The organism is Alistipes sp. An54, assembly GCF_002159375.1.
Lineage (GTDB): Bacteria > Bacteroidota > Bacteroidia > Bacteroidales > Rikenellaceae > Alistipes > Alistipes megaguti.
In genome coordinates this window covers 179,138-193,495 of the sequence record NZ_NFIA01000007.1, presented here as the reverse complement: position 1 = coordinate 193,495, position 14,358 = coordinate 179,138, and the positions used below count along the sequence as shown (strand labels likewise).

Annotated in this window: 7 protein-coding genes; 5 read left to right on the top strand and 2 right to left on the bottom strand. The window is 54.0% G+C overall.

Translation table 11 applies throughout. The annotated features are described in order from the left end of the window. Positions 1-79: 79 nt before the first annotated feature. Both B5G09_RS08650 and B5G09_RS08645 read right to left on the bottom strand, forming a co-directional pair. Entirely contained in the window at positions 80-1,063 is a 984-nt protein-coding gene (locus tag B5G09_RS08650; RefSeq protein WP_143256517.1) for a phage/plasmid replication protein, read from the bottom strand. Positions 1,064-1,138: 75 nt separating this feature from the next. Beyond that, entirely contained in the window at positions 1,139-1,345 is a 207-nt protein-coding gene (locus tag B5G09_RS08645; RefSeq protein WP_087404873.1) for a hypothetical protein, read from the bottom strand. Between the two features lie 1,065 nt (positions 1,346-2,410). Here B5G09_RS08645 and B5G09_RS08640 point away from each other — a divergent pair. The 5 genes from B5G09_RS08640 (at position 2,411) to B5G09_RS08620 (ending at position 14,353) form a co-directional block, all read left to right on the top strand. Then, complete coding sequence (locus tag B5G09_RS08640; RefSeq protein WP_143256516.1) at positions 2,411-4,702, top strand: hypothetical protein; 2,292 nt, start codon at positions 2,411-2,413, stop codon at positions 4,700-4,702. Between the two features lie 110 nt (positions 4,703-4,812). Continuing rightward, entirely contained in the window at positions 4,813-6,810 is a 1,998-nt protein-coding gene (locus tag B5G09_RS08635) for a hypothetical protein (RefSeq protein WP_143256515.1), read from the top strand. Between the two features lie 154 nt (positions 6,811-6,964). Next, entirely contained in the window at positions 6,965-10,165 is a 3,201-nt protein-coding gene (locus B5G09_RS08630; RefSeq protein WP_087404870.1) for a TonB-dependent receptor, read from the top strand. A gap of 25 nt (positions 10,166-10,190) precedes the next feature. After that, positions 10,191-11,825, top strand: a complete 1,635-nt coding sequence (locus tag B5G09_RS08625) for a RagB/SusD family nutrient uptake outer membrane protein (RefSeq protein WP_087312230.1) — start codon at positions 10,191-10,193, stop codon at positions 11,823-11,825. 53 nt (positions 11,826-11,878) lie between these two features. After that, positions 11,879-14,353, top strand: coding sequence for a hypothetical protein (locus B5G09_RS08620; RefSeq protein WP_143256514.1), 2,475 nt, complete (start codon positions 11,879-11,881; stop codon positions 14,351-14,353). Positions 14,354-14,358: the final 5 nt, after the last annotated feature.

Below are 14,358 nucleotides of genomic sequence, written 5' to 3'. Positions count from 1 at the left end.
CAAAAATAATCTTTTAAATTACATTGCTACAAAATAGAGTGCCTTTGCAAACATCTGAAAAGATTATTTTAATACAAAATTAGATTGCCACAGCAGCAAAGAAGATCATGATCTCCAACAAGAGGGACTGAAGTGTTTGCTTGAGCGGAAGAATTGGTGTATTGTTGATCTTTTTAAGCAGTTCCCTAAAAGGCTTCAAGGTTTGGGAAATATGAGTATTGGGAGAACTATGCAAACGCAACTGTGCTTCTACCTTCTTAATATCATAATCGCAGACTTGAAGAAGTGCCCCTCTCAGCAGTTCTTTCAAATCATCACACTTTGCAGTAATGTCTGTTGAATCTGCATCAACAAGAATCTGATCAAGAAACTCCCAAATAGGATTAACATTTGCACTCAATACAGACTCGAATGATAAGTCTGTAATGTGTAAAGCCTTTCTAATTTGCTCTTTGCTATTCAAATTCATTTCAAATCGGACTTTTCCTTCAAAATAATTCAGGAACTTTTGCTTGTCCGACAGTTGGGATAAGAATAGCTTGTTTTCTACACGTTTGAGCTCTTTATTCTTATCATAAACAGTTAAGCGGCATTTATAGCTCTTGGTTACCACATTCTTCTCTATCGTGAAGTTTCCGTTAATGATTCTGGGCAAATACTTACGGAAATTAGAAATATTAGCCTGAATCATTTTGGTCAATTCTCCACAATCAGGATACGGAACATCCTGTGTAACATCGACCTTTACAATCTCGCCACTAATCAAAATATCTTCTACATCTAAAAGACAGAATCCTATTTCATTAATAGATAACAAGCAATTTTTAATATTACTTTGGTTAATCAATGAAGTATAATTATCTCTAAGAATCTTTCCCGTAAATTCAATAATCAATTCTTGATTCTTAATATTAGCCTCAACATACAATAAGAAAGGTTGTAACTGTGTAAATTTATAGCTAACTATATCATTTTCTTTATAATGAATATCGAATCTATTTTTATCTATAATTTTTATATAGTCAATTGAAGAAACTATTTTTATTTTATCCAATCTTATCAAATCTATATCATATTTATCTCTTTATTTTTAGATGTTAACTCCTTATAAAACCCAAAACTCAACCTTGATAAATGGTTAATCATTATCCTCAGTTCCGATTAAATCATCCATCATTGCATGCTCTATCTCAGGTCGATGCGGAACAGTCTGCCAATAGCGCATCATAGATTGACTGATATGCGTTTTATGACTATCCGTTTTTGGTCGGTTTTTAGATGATTGGCTGATTTTAGCCTTAGTTTCATCACTCAGTTCTCTGAAAATTCTTTTCTTGTTTTCCATAATTTTCTCTTTTATAAATAAATAGCAGGAAAAGTAGAAAAGTCAAGCATAGTAGAGAAATATTTTTTCGAAGAGTGCAGGACGTGATATTCAGCACACTGTATGGCGTTTAATACACCTACCGCTATCACCCAATTGATAAAAGGGGGCTTATGTGGTAGTTGATTGATTGTCAATGGTCTGTATGTATGGAGGTGTGGTTTAAATGATATTTCGTTGTTATTTTGTAGGTGTCAAAATATTGACTTTTGATATTTTGTCAAATGATTTATAGGCATATATAATAAAATTGAAATCTCTGATAAATTTGGTCGATAGGTTTAGGTGTTTCTCTACCAAAGCGGACAATTCGAATGAGTTGTCCGCTTTTTTTGTTTTCACCGGATGGCTTGTCTGAAGAGCCACGGAGAATGCCGGAACGGGACGGTGGGTGTAATGACGGAAGGAAGGGCGGCGAAGCCTTTTTTGATGGTTTGTCGTGTGGAACACGGTGCCGATTCGAAAGCACGGTGGGGTGGAATGCCCCCTTGTTAACCCGAGAAAACGGTCAAAAAAATCATAAGTAAAAATCTTCGGATTCTGACAAATCAAAAGAAATCGCCGTGTTCGCATTTCATTTCATTAGAGGGAACTGCTTTTTCGGGGCTTTTTGTTATGTGGATCAGATTCCTGCCGTTGCAAAAAAAAGGGACTCGTTCTTGTTTTTTTCCTGCGAGATGCTTACCTTTGGACGAGGTATCAGATGCAAAAGTGTGAGTGAGGAATCGAGTGCACCCCTCGTGCGGCCCTTTGGTCGGAGGTTGCGGGGTTCTCTTTTCCGTTCGGTAAAAACGCGTGTGCGAATCATCGTGGCGAACCTTTGGAACGGATGCCGTTTCGTGGAGAGTGCGTTTTCCCCGATTGAGTGCTGGAATATAGAAGTATCGAAAGACGTTAAAAATTCAAGAAAATCTCCGGACGGTCCGGAAAAAATAAAAAATATCTCCTATGAAGAAATTCTGCCCAATTACCCCCCCCCTCTCCCTTTGTTTTTGTGGGTTTAAGCAGTTGTTTATCAGCTGCTTGGTGTTTGTTTTAGGAGGATTTGCAACCTCCTGTACCTCGGATAAGTCGGAGGGTGCGGTCTCGCAGGCCGAGAATACCTTCTCTTATGCGGGTGTTCAGAGCAAAATCGAATCGGTAGTTTATACCTATGATGAGGAGGAGCGTGTCTATACGTTCTATTTCTCGCCGACCAAGGGTCTGATCAGTCTCGACGCCATGCTTCTGGCCGACGACTACATCAAGATCGAGACGAAAACTCCGGCCGGAGACGTGGAGCTCGGGACCGGAATGAACTCCTTGAAGTATAAGGATATTGATATTTCGGCTGCAACGGCCGATTTGGCTACGCGTTCGTCGTCGAGCCTCTATATTCTTCTGACCTCCACCACCACGTTGAAAATGTCGCTCAATGTGACTTCGGGTTCCGGAGTCACGCTTGTCGGAGACTACTACGGCCTGTGTGTGCGCCACACCGATAAGGACAACGTGGATCAGACGCCGACGCTCAACACCCAGATCTTCGCCCGTTATCAGGGTTCGATCAAGGCGGCCGGCACCAACAACTACTATCTGGCCGTTACCAATACCAAATATTCGGGATCGGGCACGTCGTTTGACCTCACGGAAGAGGGTTACGCCCTGGTTCTCGATTTTTACGGCACTCCCGGCGAGTCGTGGATGGAGATGCCCGTCGGAGTCTTCTCGGAGAGCGCCGGCAACGAGGATCATACCTATTACAGCGATTACAGTTCGGTGATCTATGTCAACGCCCAGGGTGAAAAACAGACGATGCCGCTGGTCGGTGACGTGACGATCCTTCAGGACGAGGAGAGTGGCGAGGTGACCATCAATGCCACCTATCTCGATGCCGACTATCAGGAGCACGAGATCCTCTTCCAGGGTCAGCTGACCATTGCCAACGGTACCTTCAATGCCGCCCTGCCGCAGCTGGGCCGCGATCTGACGATCGAGGGCTTCGACTGCCAGGCCATCTATTTGGGCGACTACTTCTCGACGGGCAGCGGCATGATGCAGATCGTTATCCAGGACCGGAAGATCATGAACGGCGAGATCGGCGGAGCCGGTATCACGCTGGATATCTTCGGCCGCAAGTTCAACGATCCGAACGACATCTGCCTCGATCCGGATACCTATTCCGCCTCTCAGTCGCTCGCGCAGCGTACCTGGCTGCCGGGAACCGAGGTGTCGCTGATGGGTATGGTCTTCCCGTTCGGTACCTATGCGCTCTACGACGACGGCTCACAGTCGGGTCTGTATACCTATCCTGCAACCGGAGATATCGTCATTGCCAATGCGGCCGACGGTGGTTACCGCATCACGTTCGACCTGGTCACGGCCGACGGCTACAGCGTCACGGGTTCGTACGAAGGCAAGATCTATATCGAGGACCAGTCGGACGACAATGAGGATGACGGTTCGTCGACCCTGGAGTCGGACTACGAGCTGGATCTGAGTCTGCAGAAGCGTGCGAACTGCTATCCCTCGGACGACCGGATCTATATCGGAGCATACGGCTTCCAGAATATCAGTGCGATCTATTCCGGTTCTCCGGCTGCTCCGGGAGCCTACAATCCGGAATACCGCTGCAGCTACCAGTATATCGACATCGGTCTGGAGACTGGTACCTACGATAAGTCCGATCCGGATTATCGGGGATTGATCGATGTGAATGATCCTTCCAAGGGTGTTGTGGGCAAGCTCGTTCCGGGCGATATCTTCCGCATCGACCTGCTGGTCCAGGAGGGCGACGGAGACAAGATTACTCCGGGAACCTACACGGTTTCGGCCAGCCGCTATCCCGCGGCGATGTATCCGGGAGTCTGCCTGCGTGGATTCCAGTCGGGCGAGGGCCATATCGGAACGCGCTGGCTCTATCTGGATAGCGCCTGGGGCTATGGATCTCCGTATGGATACTCCGGAGATCTGAGCAAGGTGACGAACGATCAGGGTCAGTGTCCGACCAACAAGGCCTCGATGATGGGTTACGCCAGCCTCTACACCGGAACCGTGGTTGTGGAGAAGGCTGAAGGCGGAGACAACTGGTTCTCCTTCACGATTGACGGAGAGGATGTGCTCCACCACAAGATTACCGGAACGTGGACGGGTCCGGTTTACCTTGGAAACTCCGATACGCCGGTCGTTTCGTCGGGCAAGGAGCTGGACGGTAATGACAAACCGGTCGTAACCAGTGCCGGCAAATTGTCGAAGGTGCCCTCGAAGAAGGATGCCCCGCAGGTTCTGTCGGCGGTTAAGGCCCGTTACAATACCAACGGCAAGCTCTTGTTCCGTTAGTACGCCCAATTTTTTGGTACTCCCAATTTTCAAGAATTCTCGATGAAGGCACGGGGAATCCCCCGTTCCCTGTGCCTTCATTATCCCTTTTAATCCTTAAAATCAACGCTATGAAAAAAATCTTCCCTTCAGGATTACGTATTCTGACGTGGGTGGCTCTGAGTGCTGCCTTAATCACGGCATCCTGCAACAAGGACGATGCCGATAACGGAGGAAATGGGGGAGAACCTACGCCTCCTCCCGTGTCGTTGACCGATCAGTTCGAATACGATGGTGGTGATCCGATTGATATCAAATCGGTCGTATACGAGATTGACGAGAACGATTCCGAGGTTTATCATTTTTATCTCTCTCCGAGCGAGGGTATCTCGACGGTCAAAGGGATGGAGAATGCTGGTGACTATCTGAAAATCGTTGTGAAAAAGCCTCATGGAGAGGTTGATACCGCTTCGGAGGATTTCTCTGTCGCCTACAGGGATATTTCGGTGAACAAGTTGACGCTGGCCACGGACGTGGAGAAAATTCAGTTGTCGACGCGCCTGCTGGAGCTTAGCAACCAGTTTGTTCTTTACCTTGATGTGACGATGAAATCGGGCAAGACGCTGCTGGCCCGTTACAACAACGAGTGCGTGCAGTACAAACTGCCGGTTCTGAGCAATCAGTATGCGTTGGACGATGCGGTCAGGAAGATCGGCAGTATCGTGGAGTGGGTCGATCTCGAGGCCGGAACAACGACCTATTACCTTTATGAAGCAGCGGGAGTGACGGGTGCACCTGCGACTGAGAATCCGGCTGCGGTGACCATTGAACTTGAGTCGGCTCTCGATGCCGAGAAGATTGTCAACGGGCGGTTGACGGCCGGTTCGACGCTGGAGATCGATTTTTCGACGGCCGATCTGTCGAAGGTCTCGATTCAGTGCGGTGAGTTTGAGACTGCCGAGGGGACGACCGGCAAGCTCACGCTGAAGAAGGACCGTGGAGACGATGCGAAACTCTCCGTGTCGCTCGACATTGAGAATGCCGATTCGCGTCTGCGCGCCGACTATGACAACAATACGATCGGTGTAGGTTATGCCAGCACGAATCACATGACGGTGACGGTCGATGGCGCAACTGTCAAGGATGTCGATCTGACGACGATCTATCGCTTTGACAACCAGTATGCAGCCAGCTATCAGTTTGCGCTGGGCGTGCCCGATCCGGATGCCGCGGAGCCGCAGGAGGGTCTTGCCGGGCTGACTACGGGCGGCTATGCCGTACAGTTGAACATTGCCAGCAGCGATATGGGCAAGACGTTCGATCTGGCAACCGATGCCGACAAGATCGGTCTCTTTGTATACGATTACGGTACCTATACGACCTACGATCCGAAGATGGCTTCGGGCCAGGGTGCCACGGGTACGGTCCGCGCGATTGCCGTCGGAATGGCTACCTACTATGTGCGTGTCGACGTGCAGTTCCCGACCGGTCCGTCGGTGAAGGCCGAGTGGTACGGCACCTTTACGCGCTACGAAGCCGACATGACCTCGGTGCTGACGCCGGTTATGCCCTACAAGCCGCAGTTTGTTGCCTATGCCGAGGATGGCTCCGTGGTTAACGACTGGGAGATTCTCAAGGTTCAGGTGCGTCACCAGGCCAATTATTCGAGTTATGGTTCTAAAGCCAACGCTTATTTCTTCTATTTCGTAACGCCACAGACCGCCGAGAACGGAATTGATTCGACCAATGGTACTCCGGTGCTGTGTGTACAGGGCGATTATTCGGAGACTGAATCCTTGAATGTTGACATTGATGCCCTGCATGCGCAAGGTGATAAGTTCATCTGGGAATTCAAGATGAATAATAGAGACTACCTTGGATATACTGAATATGGATTTGATCCGAGTTGGAGTACGGGCTCGTCCTGCCGTTGTCCGGATGTGGCCAGTGTTTCGATTTCGAAGGATGGCAGCGGCTGGAACATCGAGTTCTCGATGAAAGATCAGATTTCCGCCAAAGGTCAATATTCAAACTGCCTGAAAAACACGATTTACATCCAGTACAAGGGCAAAGTGACGAAATATACGGGCACGCAGAGCAACGATCTTCCGGATTCCTTCTACAATTGATGTATACAATGACTGACAGATAACTGCCGCTCACCCTTCCGGGCCCGGCCGCATTCGGGGCCGTGTCCGGGGGGGGGAGCGTATTCTTGTGACCGAACCCCTGCGGGCGTTCGTCGTCCATATCCTGTGTTGAGCCAATTTTCTATTCTTTTTTATGCTGAAAAAACTACTTTTTACGCTATCGGTGACCCTGAGTCTCTGTTTGGCCTCCTTTGCCCAACAGGTCCAGGTAACCGGAACCGTCAAGGACAATGCCGGTAATCCGGTCGCCGGAGCCACCATCCTTGTCGAAGGGACCACGAACGGTACCACCTCCAATGCCGACGGCTCCTATTCCATCTCGGCCGCCTCGGATGCGACGCTGCTCGTCTCGTTCATCGGCTACCAGTCGCAGAAACTCGCCATCGCCGGGAAAACCCGTATCGACATCGTCCTCAAGGAGGATTCGCAGGCCATCGACGATGTGATCGTCGTCGCCTTCGGTACGGCCAAGAAGGAGGCCTTCACCGGTTCGGCTGCCGTGATCAAGTCCGATGACATCGTCAAATCGCAGCAGTCGAACGTCGCTCAGGCCCTGGCCGGCAAGGTGGCCGGTGTGCAGCTGACGAACACCTCCGGACAGCCCGGTCAGAGCCCCGAAATCCGCATCCGCGGTTTCAGTTCGCTCAACGCTGGAAACGGCCCGCTGTGGATCGTCGACGGCATGCCCTATTCGGGCGACCTGAACAATCTGAACCCGAACGATATCGAGTCGATGACCGTGCTCAAGGATGCCGCGTCGAATGCCCTGTACGGAGCCCGCGGTGCCAACGGCGTGGTGATGATCACCACCAAGAAGGCCAAATCGAAGGAGGCCGTCATCTCGTTCGATGCCAAGTGGGGTGTCAACTCGCGTGCCGTCAAGGACTACGAGTACATCACCAATCCGGCTCAGTTCTACGAGGTGCACTACGGCGCCCTGAAGCGTTACTACCTTGATTCGGGTTACAGCGAAATTCAGGCTCACTCGCTGGCCAATCAGAACCTGACCGCTTCGGCCAATGACGGCGGTCTGGGCTACATGGTCTACACGCTCCCCGAGGGGCAGGAGTTCATCGGCATCAACGGCAAGGTCAATCCGCAGGCCACGCTCGGCCGCCGCGTCGTCTACGAGGGGGAGGAGTACTACATCCAGCCCGACAACTGGACCGATGCCGCCTTCCGTCACTCGCTGCGTCAGGAGTACAACATCAGCATTTCGGGGTCGGGCGAGAAGACCTCGGTCTATGCGTCGGCCGGCTACCTCGACAATCAGGGTATTGCCTACAACTCCGACATGCAGCGCTTCACGTCGCGTCTGAAGGTCGACTATCAGGCCAAGAAGTGGCTGAAGATGGGTGCCAACATCAACTATTCGCGCTTCAACTACGACCAGATCGACGACGGAGGCGCCAGCAACAGTTCGGGCAACGTCTTCGCCTACACGACGACCGTCGGCCCGATCTACCCGCTCTACATCCGTGACGGCAACGGCAACATCCGCTACACGGAGGACGGGATCATGATGTACGACTACGGCCGCAATGCCGGCATGGAGCGTTCGATCTTCACCGACAGCAACGCCCTCTCGGATTCGCGCCTCGACACCTCGAATTCCGAAGGAAACGCCTTCAACGGCACGACCTATTTCGACATCACCTTCCTGAAGGATTTCAAGTTCACGTTCAATGCGGGCGTCACGCTCGACGAGACGCGCTCGACGAGCATCATGAACCCCTATTTCGGACAGTACAAGGGCGAGAAGGGCCTCATCGCAAAGGGCCACTCGCGTCAGTTCGAATACAACACGCAGCAGATCCTGAACTATACCAAACAGTTCGGGGCCCACAACCTCAACGTCATGGTGGGTCACGAATACTACAATGCCCGCAGCTACAGCCTCTCGGCCAGCAAGAGCCACATGCTCACGCAGGAGAACGACGAGCTTTCGGGTGCGGTCATCGACAAGCAGAGCGCCGGATCGTCGCGCAGCGAGTACAACAACGAAGGTTACTTCGCCCGCGTGATGTACGACTACTCGAACAAGTACTTCTTCTCGGCCTCGTTCCGCCGCGACGCCTCGTCGCGCTTCCACCCCGATCACCGCTGGGGTAACTTCTGGTCGCTGGGCGGTGCGTGGATCCTCTCGCGCGAGGATTTCATGGCCGGGACCCAGGAGTGGCTGGACAACCTCAAGGTGAAGGCCTCGATCGGTTCGCAGGGTAACGACAACATCGGCAACTTCCAGTATACGAACACCTACACGATCGAGAATGCCAACGGCGAGGTCTCGACGGTCTTCAACTCGAAGGGTTCGGAGAACATCACCTGGGAGACCAACTCGAACTTCAATGCCGGTGTCGAGTTCAGCTTCCTGCGCGGAATGGTGACCGGCGGCGTGGAGTACTTCCTGCGCAAGACCACCGACATGCTGCTGTCGTTCCCCGTACCGCCTTCGCAGGGCTACTCGTCCTACTACGCCAACGTCGGCGACATGCGCAACAGCGGTATCGAAATCGAACTCAACTACACGCCCATCCGCACCGACAAGATCGTCTGGGACATCAACCTCAACATGACCCACCTGCGCAACAAGATCACGATGCTGCCGCAGGAGCGCCGCAACAAGGTGGTCGAGGGCTACGGCGGTTACGTGAGCGGCACGACCTTCTTCGGCGAGGGGCTTCCGATGTACACCTTCTACATGAAGAAGTACGCCGGCGTATCGAGCGAGGGTGAGTCGATGTGGTACATGGACGAGACGGATGCCGACGGCAACGTCATCGGGCGTACGACCACGACCGAATATGCCAAGGCTTCGGACTACCTCTGCGGCGACCCGATTCCCGACCTCTACGGCGGTTTCGGCACGAGCCTGAGCTGCTACGGTTTCGATCTGAGCGTGGCCTTCACCTATCAGATCGGCGGTCTGGCCTATGACTCGGGATATGCCGCCGCGATGTACTCGCCGGCCAACAAGTCGACGGGTATGAACTGGCACAAGGATATCCTCAACGCCTGGACGCCGGAGAACTCTTCGTCGAACATCCCGCGTCTGCAGTACGAGGATCAGAACCAGAACGGTCAGTCGGACCGCTTCCTGATGAATGCCAGCTACCTGAACCTGCAGAACATCAACCTCGGATATACGCTGCCGGCGAAGCTCTCGCAGAAACTCGGCATCGACCGGATCCGCATCTATCTGGCCTGCGAAAACGTTTATTACTGGTCCAAACGGCAGGGTTTCGATCCCCGTTACTCCTACTCGGGATCCACCTCCCAGGCAACCTACTCGCCCGTGCGCACGATCTCGGGCGGTATCAATCTCCAGTTCTAAACGTCCAAAGATACACATACAGACTATGAAAAACAACTTGAAAATATCGCTTGCAACGCTTGCCGCAGCCGTTCTGGCCACGGGCTGCATCAAGGAAGCGACCCCGACGGATATCGCCATCGAACGTCAGGTAACGCTCGAAACGACGATCCGCGGTATTCCGGCCGCCCTGGTCAAGGCCGGATCGACGGGCTATGCCCAGCAGGGTGCTGCGTGGGACTTCTCGCTGCCGGCCATCCACCTGGCCATGGAGTCGATGACGGGCGACCTGGTGGTGACGGGCAACATCGGTTACGACTGGTTCGCCCAGTGGGGTACGAACGACGCCCTGGGCGCCGACTACGCCGTCGGAGCCCTGACGTGGGACAACTACTATACGTGGATCATGATGGCCAACAGCGTCATCAGCCTCATCGACACGGATGACTACATGTCGCTCGATGCCACGCAGCGTTCCTATCTGGGCTTTGCCTACGCCTACCGCGCCATGTTCTACTTCGACCTGGTGCGGCTGTACGAGTTCAAGGAGAATACGGTCACCTCGGCCCCGGAGCTGCTGGGTCTGGGCGTGCCCATCGTGCTGCCCGAGACCACCGAGGCGCAGGCCAAGAACAATCCGCGTGCGAAGGTCGACGACATCTACGATCAGATCATCTTCCCCGACCTGGACAAGGCCGAGACGCTGCTGGAGAGCTATGCGGCTCCGGACAAGTATACGATCAGTCTGGCGCTGGTCTACGGCCTGAAGGCGCGGGCCTACCTGGAGCGCGGCACGGCCAAGAACGACGTTGCGGCCTATCGGTCGGCGGCCGAGTACGCCCGCAAGGCGATCACGGCCAGCGGCTGCACGCCGCTGACGCAGGAGCAGTGGGAGGATCCGACCAACGGCTTCAACAGCGCCACCTCGAACGACGCCTGGATCTGGGGCCTGGCTCTTCCGAACGAGAGTGTTCAGCCGCTCTTCTGCTTCACGGCGCACATGAGCTGCGAGAATGACTGGTCCGCCTACAACGCCGGCCGCGGTATCAACAAGAACCTCTACAACAGCATCAGCATCCGGGATTTCCGCCGCCACTCGTGGCTCGACCCCGACCGCAACAGCTATGCCTACAAGAGCTGCCGCAGCGACAGCAAGGATTACTTCGCCAACAGCCTGAAGGATTATGCCAACATCAAGTTCCGTCCGGCCCAGGGGGCCTATCAGGACTACAACGTCGGCGGTGCGGCGGATCACTGCTGCATGCGTGTCGAGGAGATGTACTTCATCGAGGCCGAGGCTACGGCCCAGGCCGGCAACCTGCCGGAGGGTGTTCGTCTGCTCAACTCGTTCATGACCAGTTACCGCATGATGGACGGTGCGACGTACGACTGCTCGGTCAAGGTGGGCTCGTCGCTCGACAACTTCGTCAACGAGCTCATGCTGCAGAAGCGTATCGAGTTCTGGGGCGAGGGCATCGTGATGTTCGACATGAAGCGTCTGAACATGTCGAGCAAGCGCGGCTATGTGGGTACGAACGCGCCGTCGTCGTACCGGCTCAACGTCGATGGCCGGGCTCCCTACTGGAACATCGTCATCACCCGCGGCGAGACGCAGAACAATCCCATCATCGCCAAGCAGAACAACCCCGATCCGTCGGGTATGATCGAACCGTGGAAATAATCCGTACGGACGAGCGAATCGCTACCAAATTCAAACCATAAATTCAGCGAACCGTGAAGAATTTCAAATATCTTTTGTGGACATTCCTGGCAACGGCTCTGGCGGCCGGTTGTACGGACGATCCAACCTATACGCGCGGAGCCGAAGAGGACCCGAATACGTATGGGGTCTACTTCCCCACGCAGAGCTCGCCGACCGAGGTGGAGGTCTCTTCGGCCGACCCGCTGGAAGTGACCTACAAGGTCTGCCGCACGCGCTACATTGATGCCATTACGGTGCCCGTCGAGGTGACGACCAGCGATGAGGGCATCTTCGACATCGAGCCGCTGTTCTTCGGCCCCGGCGAGAAGGAGGCCGAATTCAAGGTCTCGTTCCCCAACGCCCAGAAGGGCAAGGAGTATACGTGCGATATCCGCATCGTGGACCCGCACTACATCTCCATCTACGGACCCAATGCCACGTCGCTCTCCTTCTCGGTGATCCGCGCCGACTGGGTGCCCCTGACCAGCGAGGACGGGTCGACGAACAAGGGCAAATGGCGTGACGACCTGGTCAGCAACCTCTATTCGACAAGCAGTTCGGACTTCAACCCCAATCCCGAAATCGAGGTCGAGATGTACGAGCGTGACGACAAGCCGGGTCTCTACCGGATGAAGGTCTACAATGCCGCCTTCATGGAGGCCTTGACCGGAAGCCCGAAATTCTCCTATCAGAGCCGCGATGTCTATACGATCATTGATGCCAGCGACCCCGACAAGGTCTATATTCCCTATCAGAGCACCGGATTGTCGCTGCTGACCACCGACGGTGAGATCCGCATCGCCTCGAACGTTTCGGAGAACTTCTCGATGGACGAGTCCGGCAACCAGTACGGAACGCTGAAGGACGGCGTGATCACCTTCCCGACGCAGAGCATCATGCTCGAGCTGGAGAAGCACTCCGGCGTGTTCTACTATGGGAATATGTCGGGCCTGCTGCGGATTCAGCTTCCGGGAGTCCAGGCCCCCGATTATACGGTCAAACTGACCAAGCACGAACCGGAGGATGGCGTCGTGAATATCGATGCCGCATTTTCCGACGATGCCAAGCTGATGAAATATGCGCTCTACGACGGAGTGGTCGACGATGGACAGGCCAGCCTCTATGCCCAGGATCTGGATGCCGCCAAGGCGGATCCCGACACCTTCGACGGCTCGATCTCGGAGTCGGGCACCATCAAGATCGAAGGCCTCAAGACGGGCAAGTATACCCTTGTCGGCTGCATCTACGGCGAGGAAGGCGGCGACCTGAAGGGGTATGCCTATGTGTCGTTCGGCTATGTGGCCGCCGGCGAGGAGAAGGAGATCGACCTGACCTACGGTCTGGAGACCTCGAACGAGTTTGCCGGACAGGGCATCTCGTCGGACAATGCCGTGAAGTTCTATGCCTATGGTTCGGAGATCGAATCGCTGACCTACGGACTCTTCCGTACGAGCAGCGTCTCGGGTCAGTCGCTCGACGACCTGCTCGACAAGCAGGGTACGAAGCTCTCCGACGAGGAGCTCGAGAATCTCAACGCCGGTCACTTCAGCACGATGCTCACCGGTCTGAACGGAGACAGCGAGTATACCTTTGCACTGCGTGTCAACAACGGCTATTACACGCGGACGATGTCGCAGACGCACAAGACGACGGGAACCTTCAACCCGGGTCTGGAGTACTACGGCTACAGCGACTACCTGGCCAATGGCAGCCAGCCCTCGCTGAAGAAACTGACCGGCACGACGTGGAACTACTACGCCATCAACCTGATGGACGACGAACCGATCCGCCGGCGGATAGGCGAGGTGACGATGTACGAGGATCCCGAACTGAGCACCAGTTCGCAGCCGGTGGTCCGTGTCAAGGGCCTTTCGGGCATCGACTTCACCTCGGGAGGCGAGGCGCTGGGCTACTACATCCCCAATACCTCGATGTTCTCGGGTTACACCGGAGCGCTGGCCCTCTATGCCGACGGCGAACAGACGACGGGTATATATCTGGGACAGAAGACCTATCTGGGCTTCATGCCCTCGGATGGCAATGGCATCTACTTCTCGTTCGGCATGTTCCTGGGTGCCGTGGCCGACGGATATCTCTATGTCGTGGCATCGCCTGCGGCCGTTGATCAGGGGCTGATGTTCTCGTATCTTTTCACGGGGTCGGTTTATGACCTGTTCAGCCTGACGATGGAGATGATGCTCGTCGATCCGGAGAAGGATATGGGCGGCATTCCCGCTGCGGTCGGGAAGAACATCGCCCTGATGCGGGAGAAGATCCGCAACGGATTCCGTCCGCGGAACTTCGTCGAACTGCCCGAGTTTGGCGGGGGACAGCCCGATATGCCGGCTTTCGGCGGTCGTGAGGCGATCAACGTGGGGGTAAACCGGATTCCGGCCTCGATGCCGACGCTCAAGCGGGCCGAGGCGAAGTTCTCGGTGACGTCGGCACGGACGGCCGATGCCGGAACGGAGATGACCTTCAAACGAATCGGAAAGAAAGTAGAATAACAGCG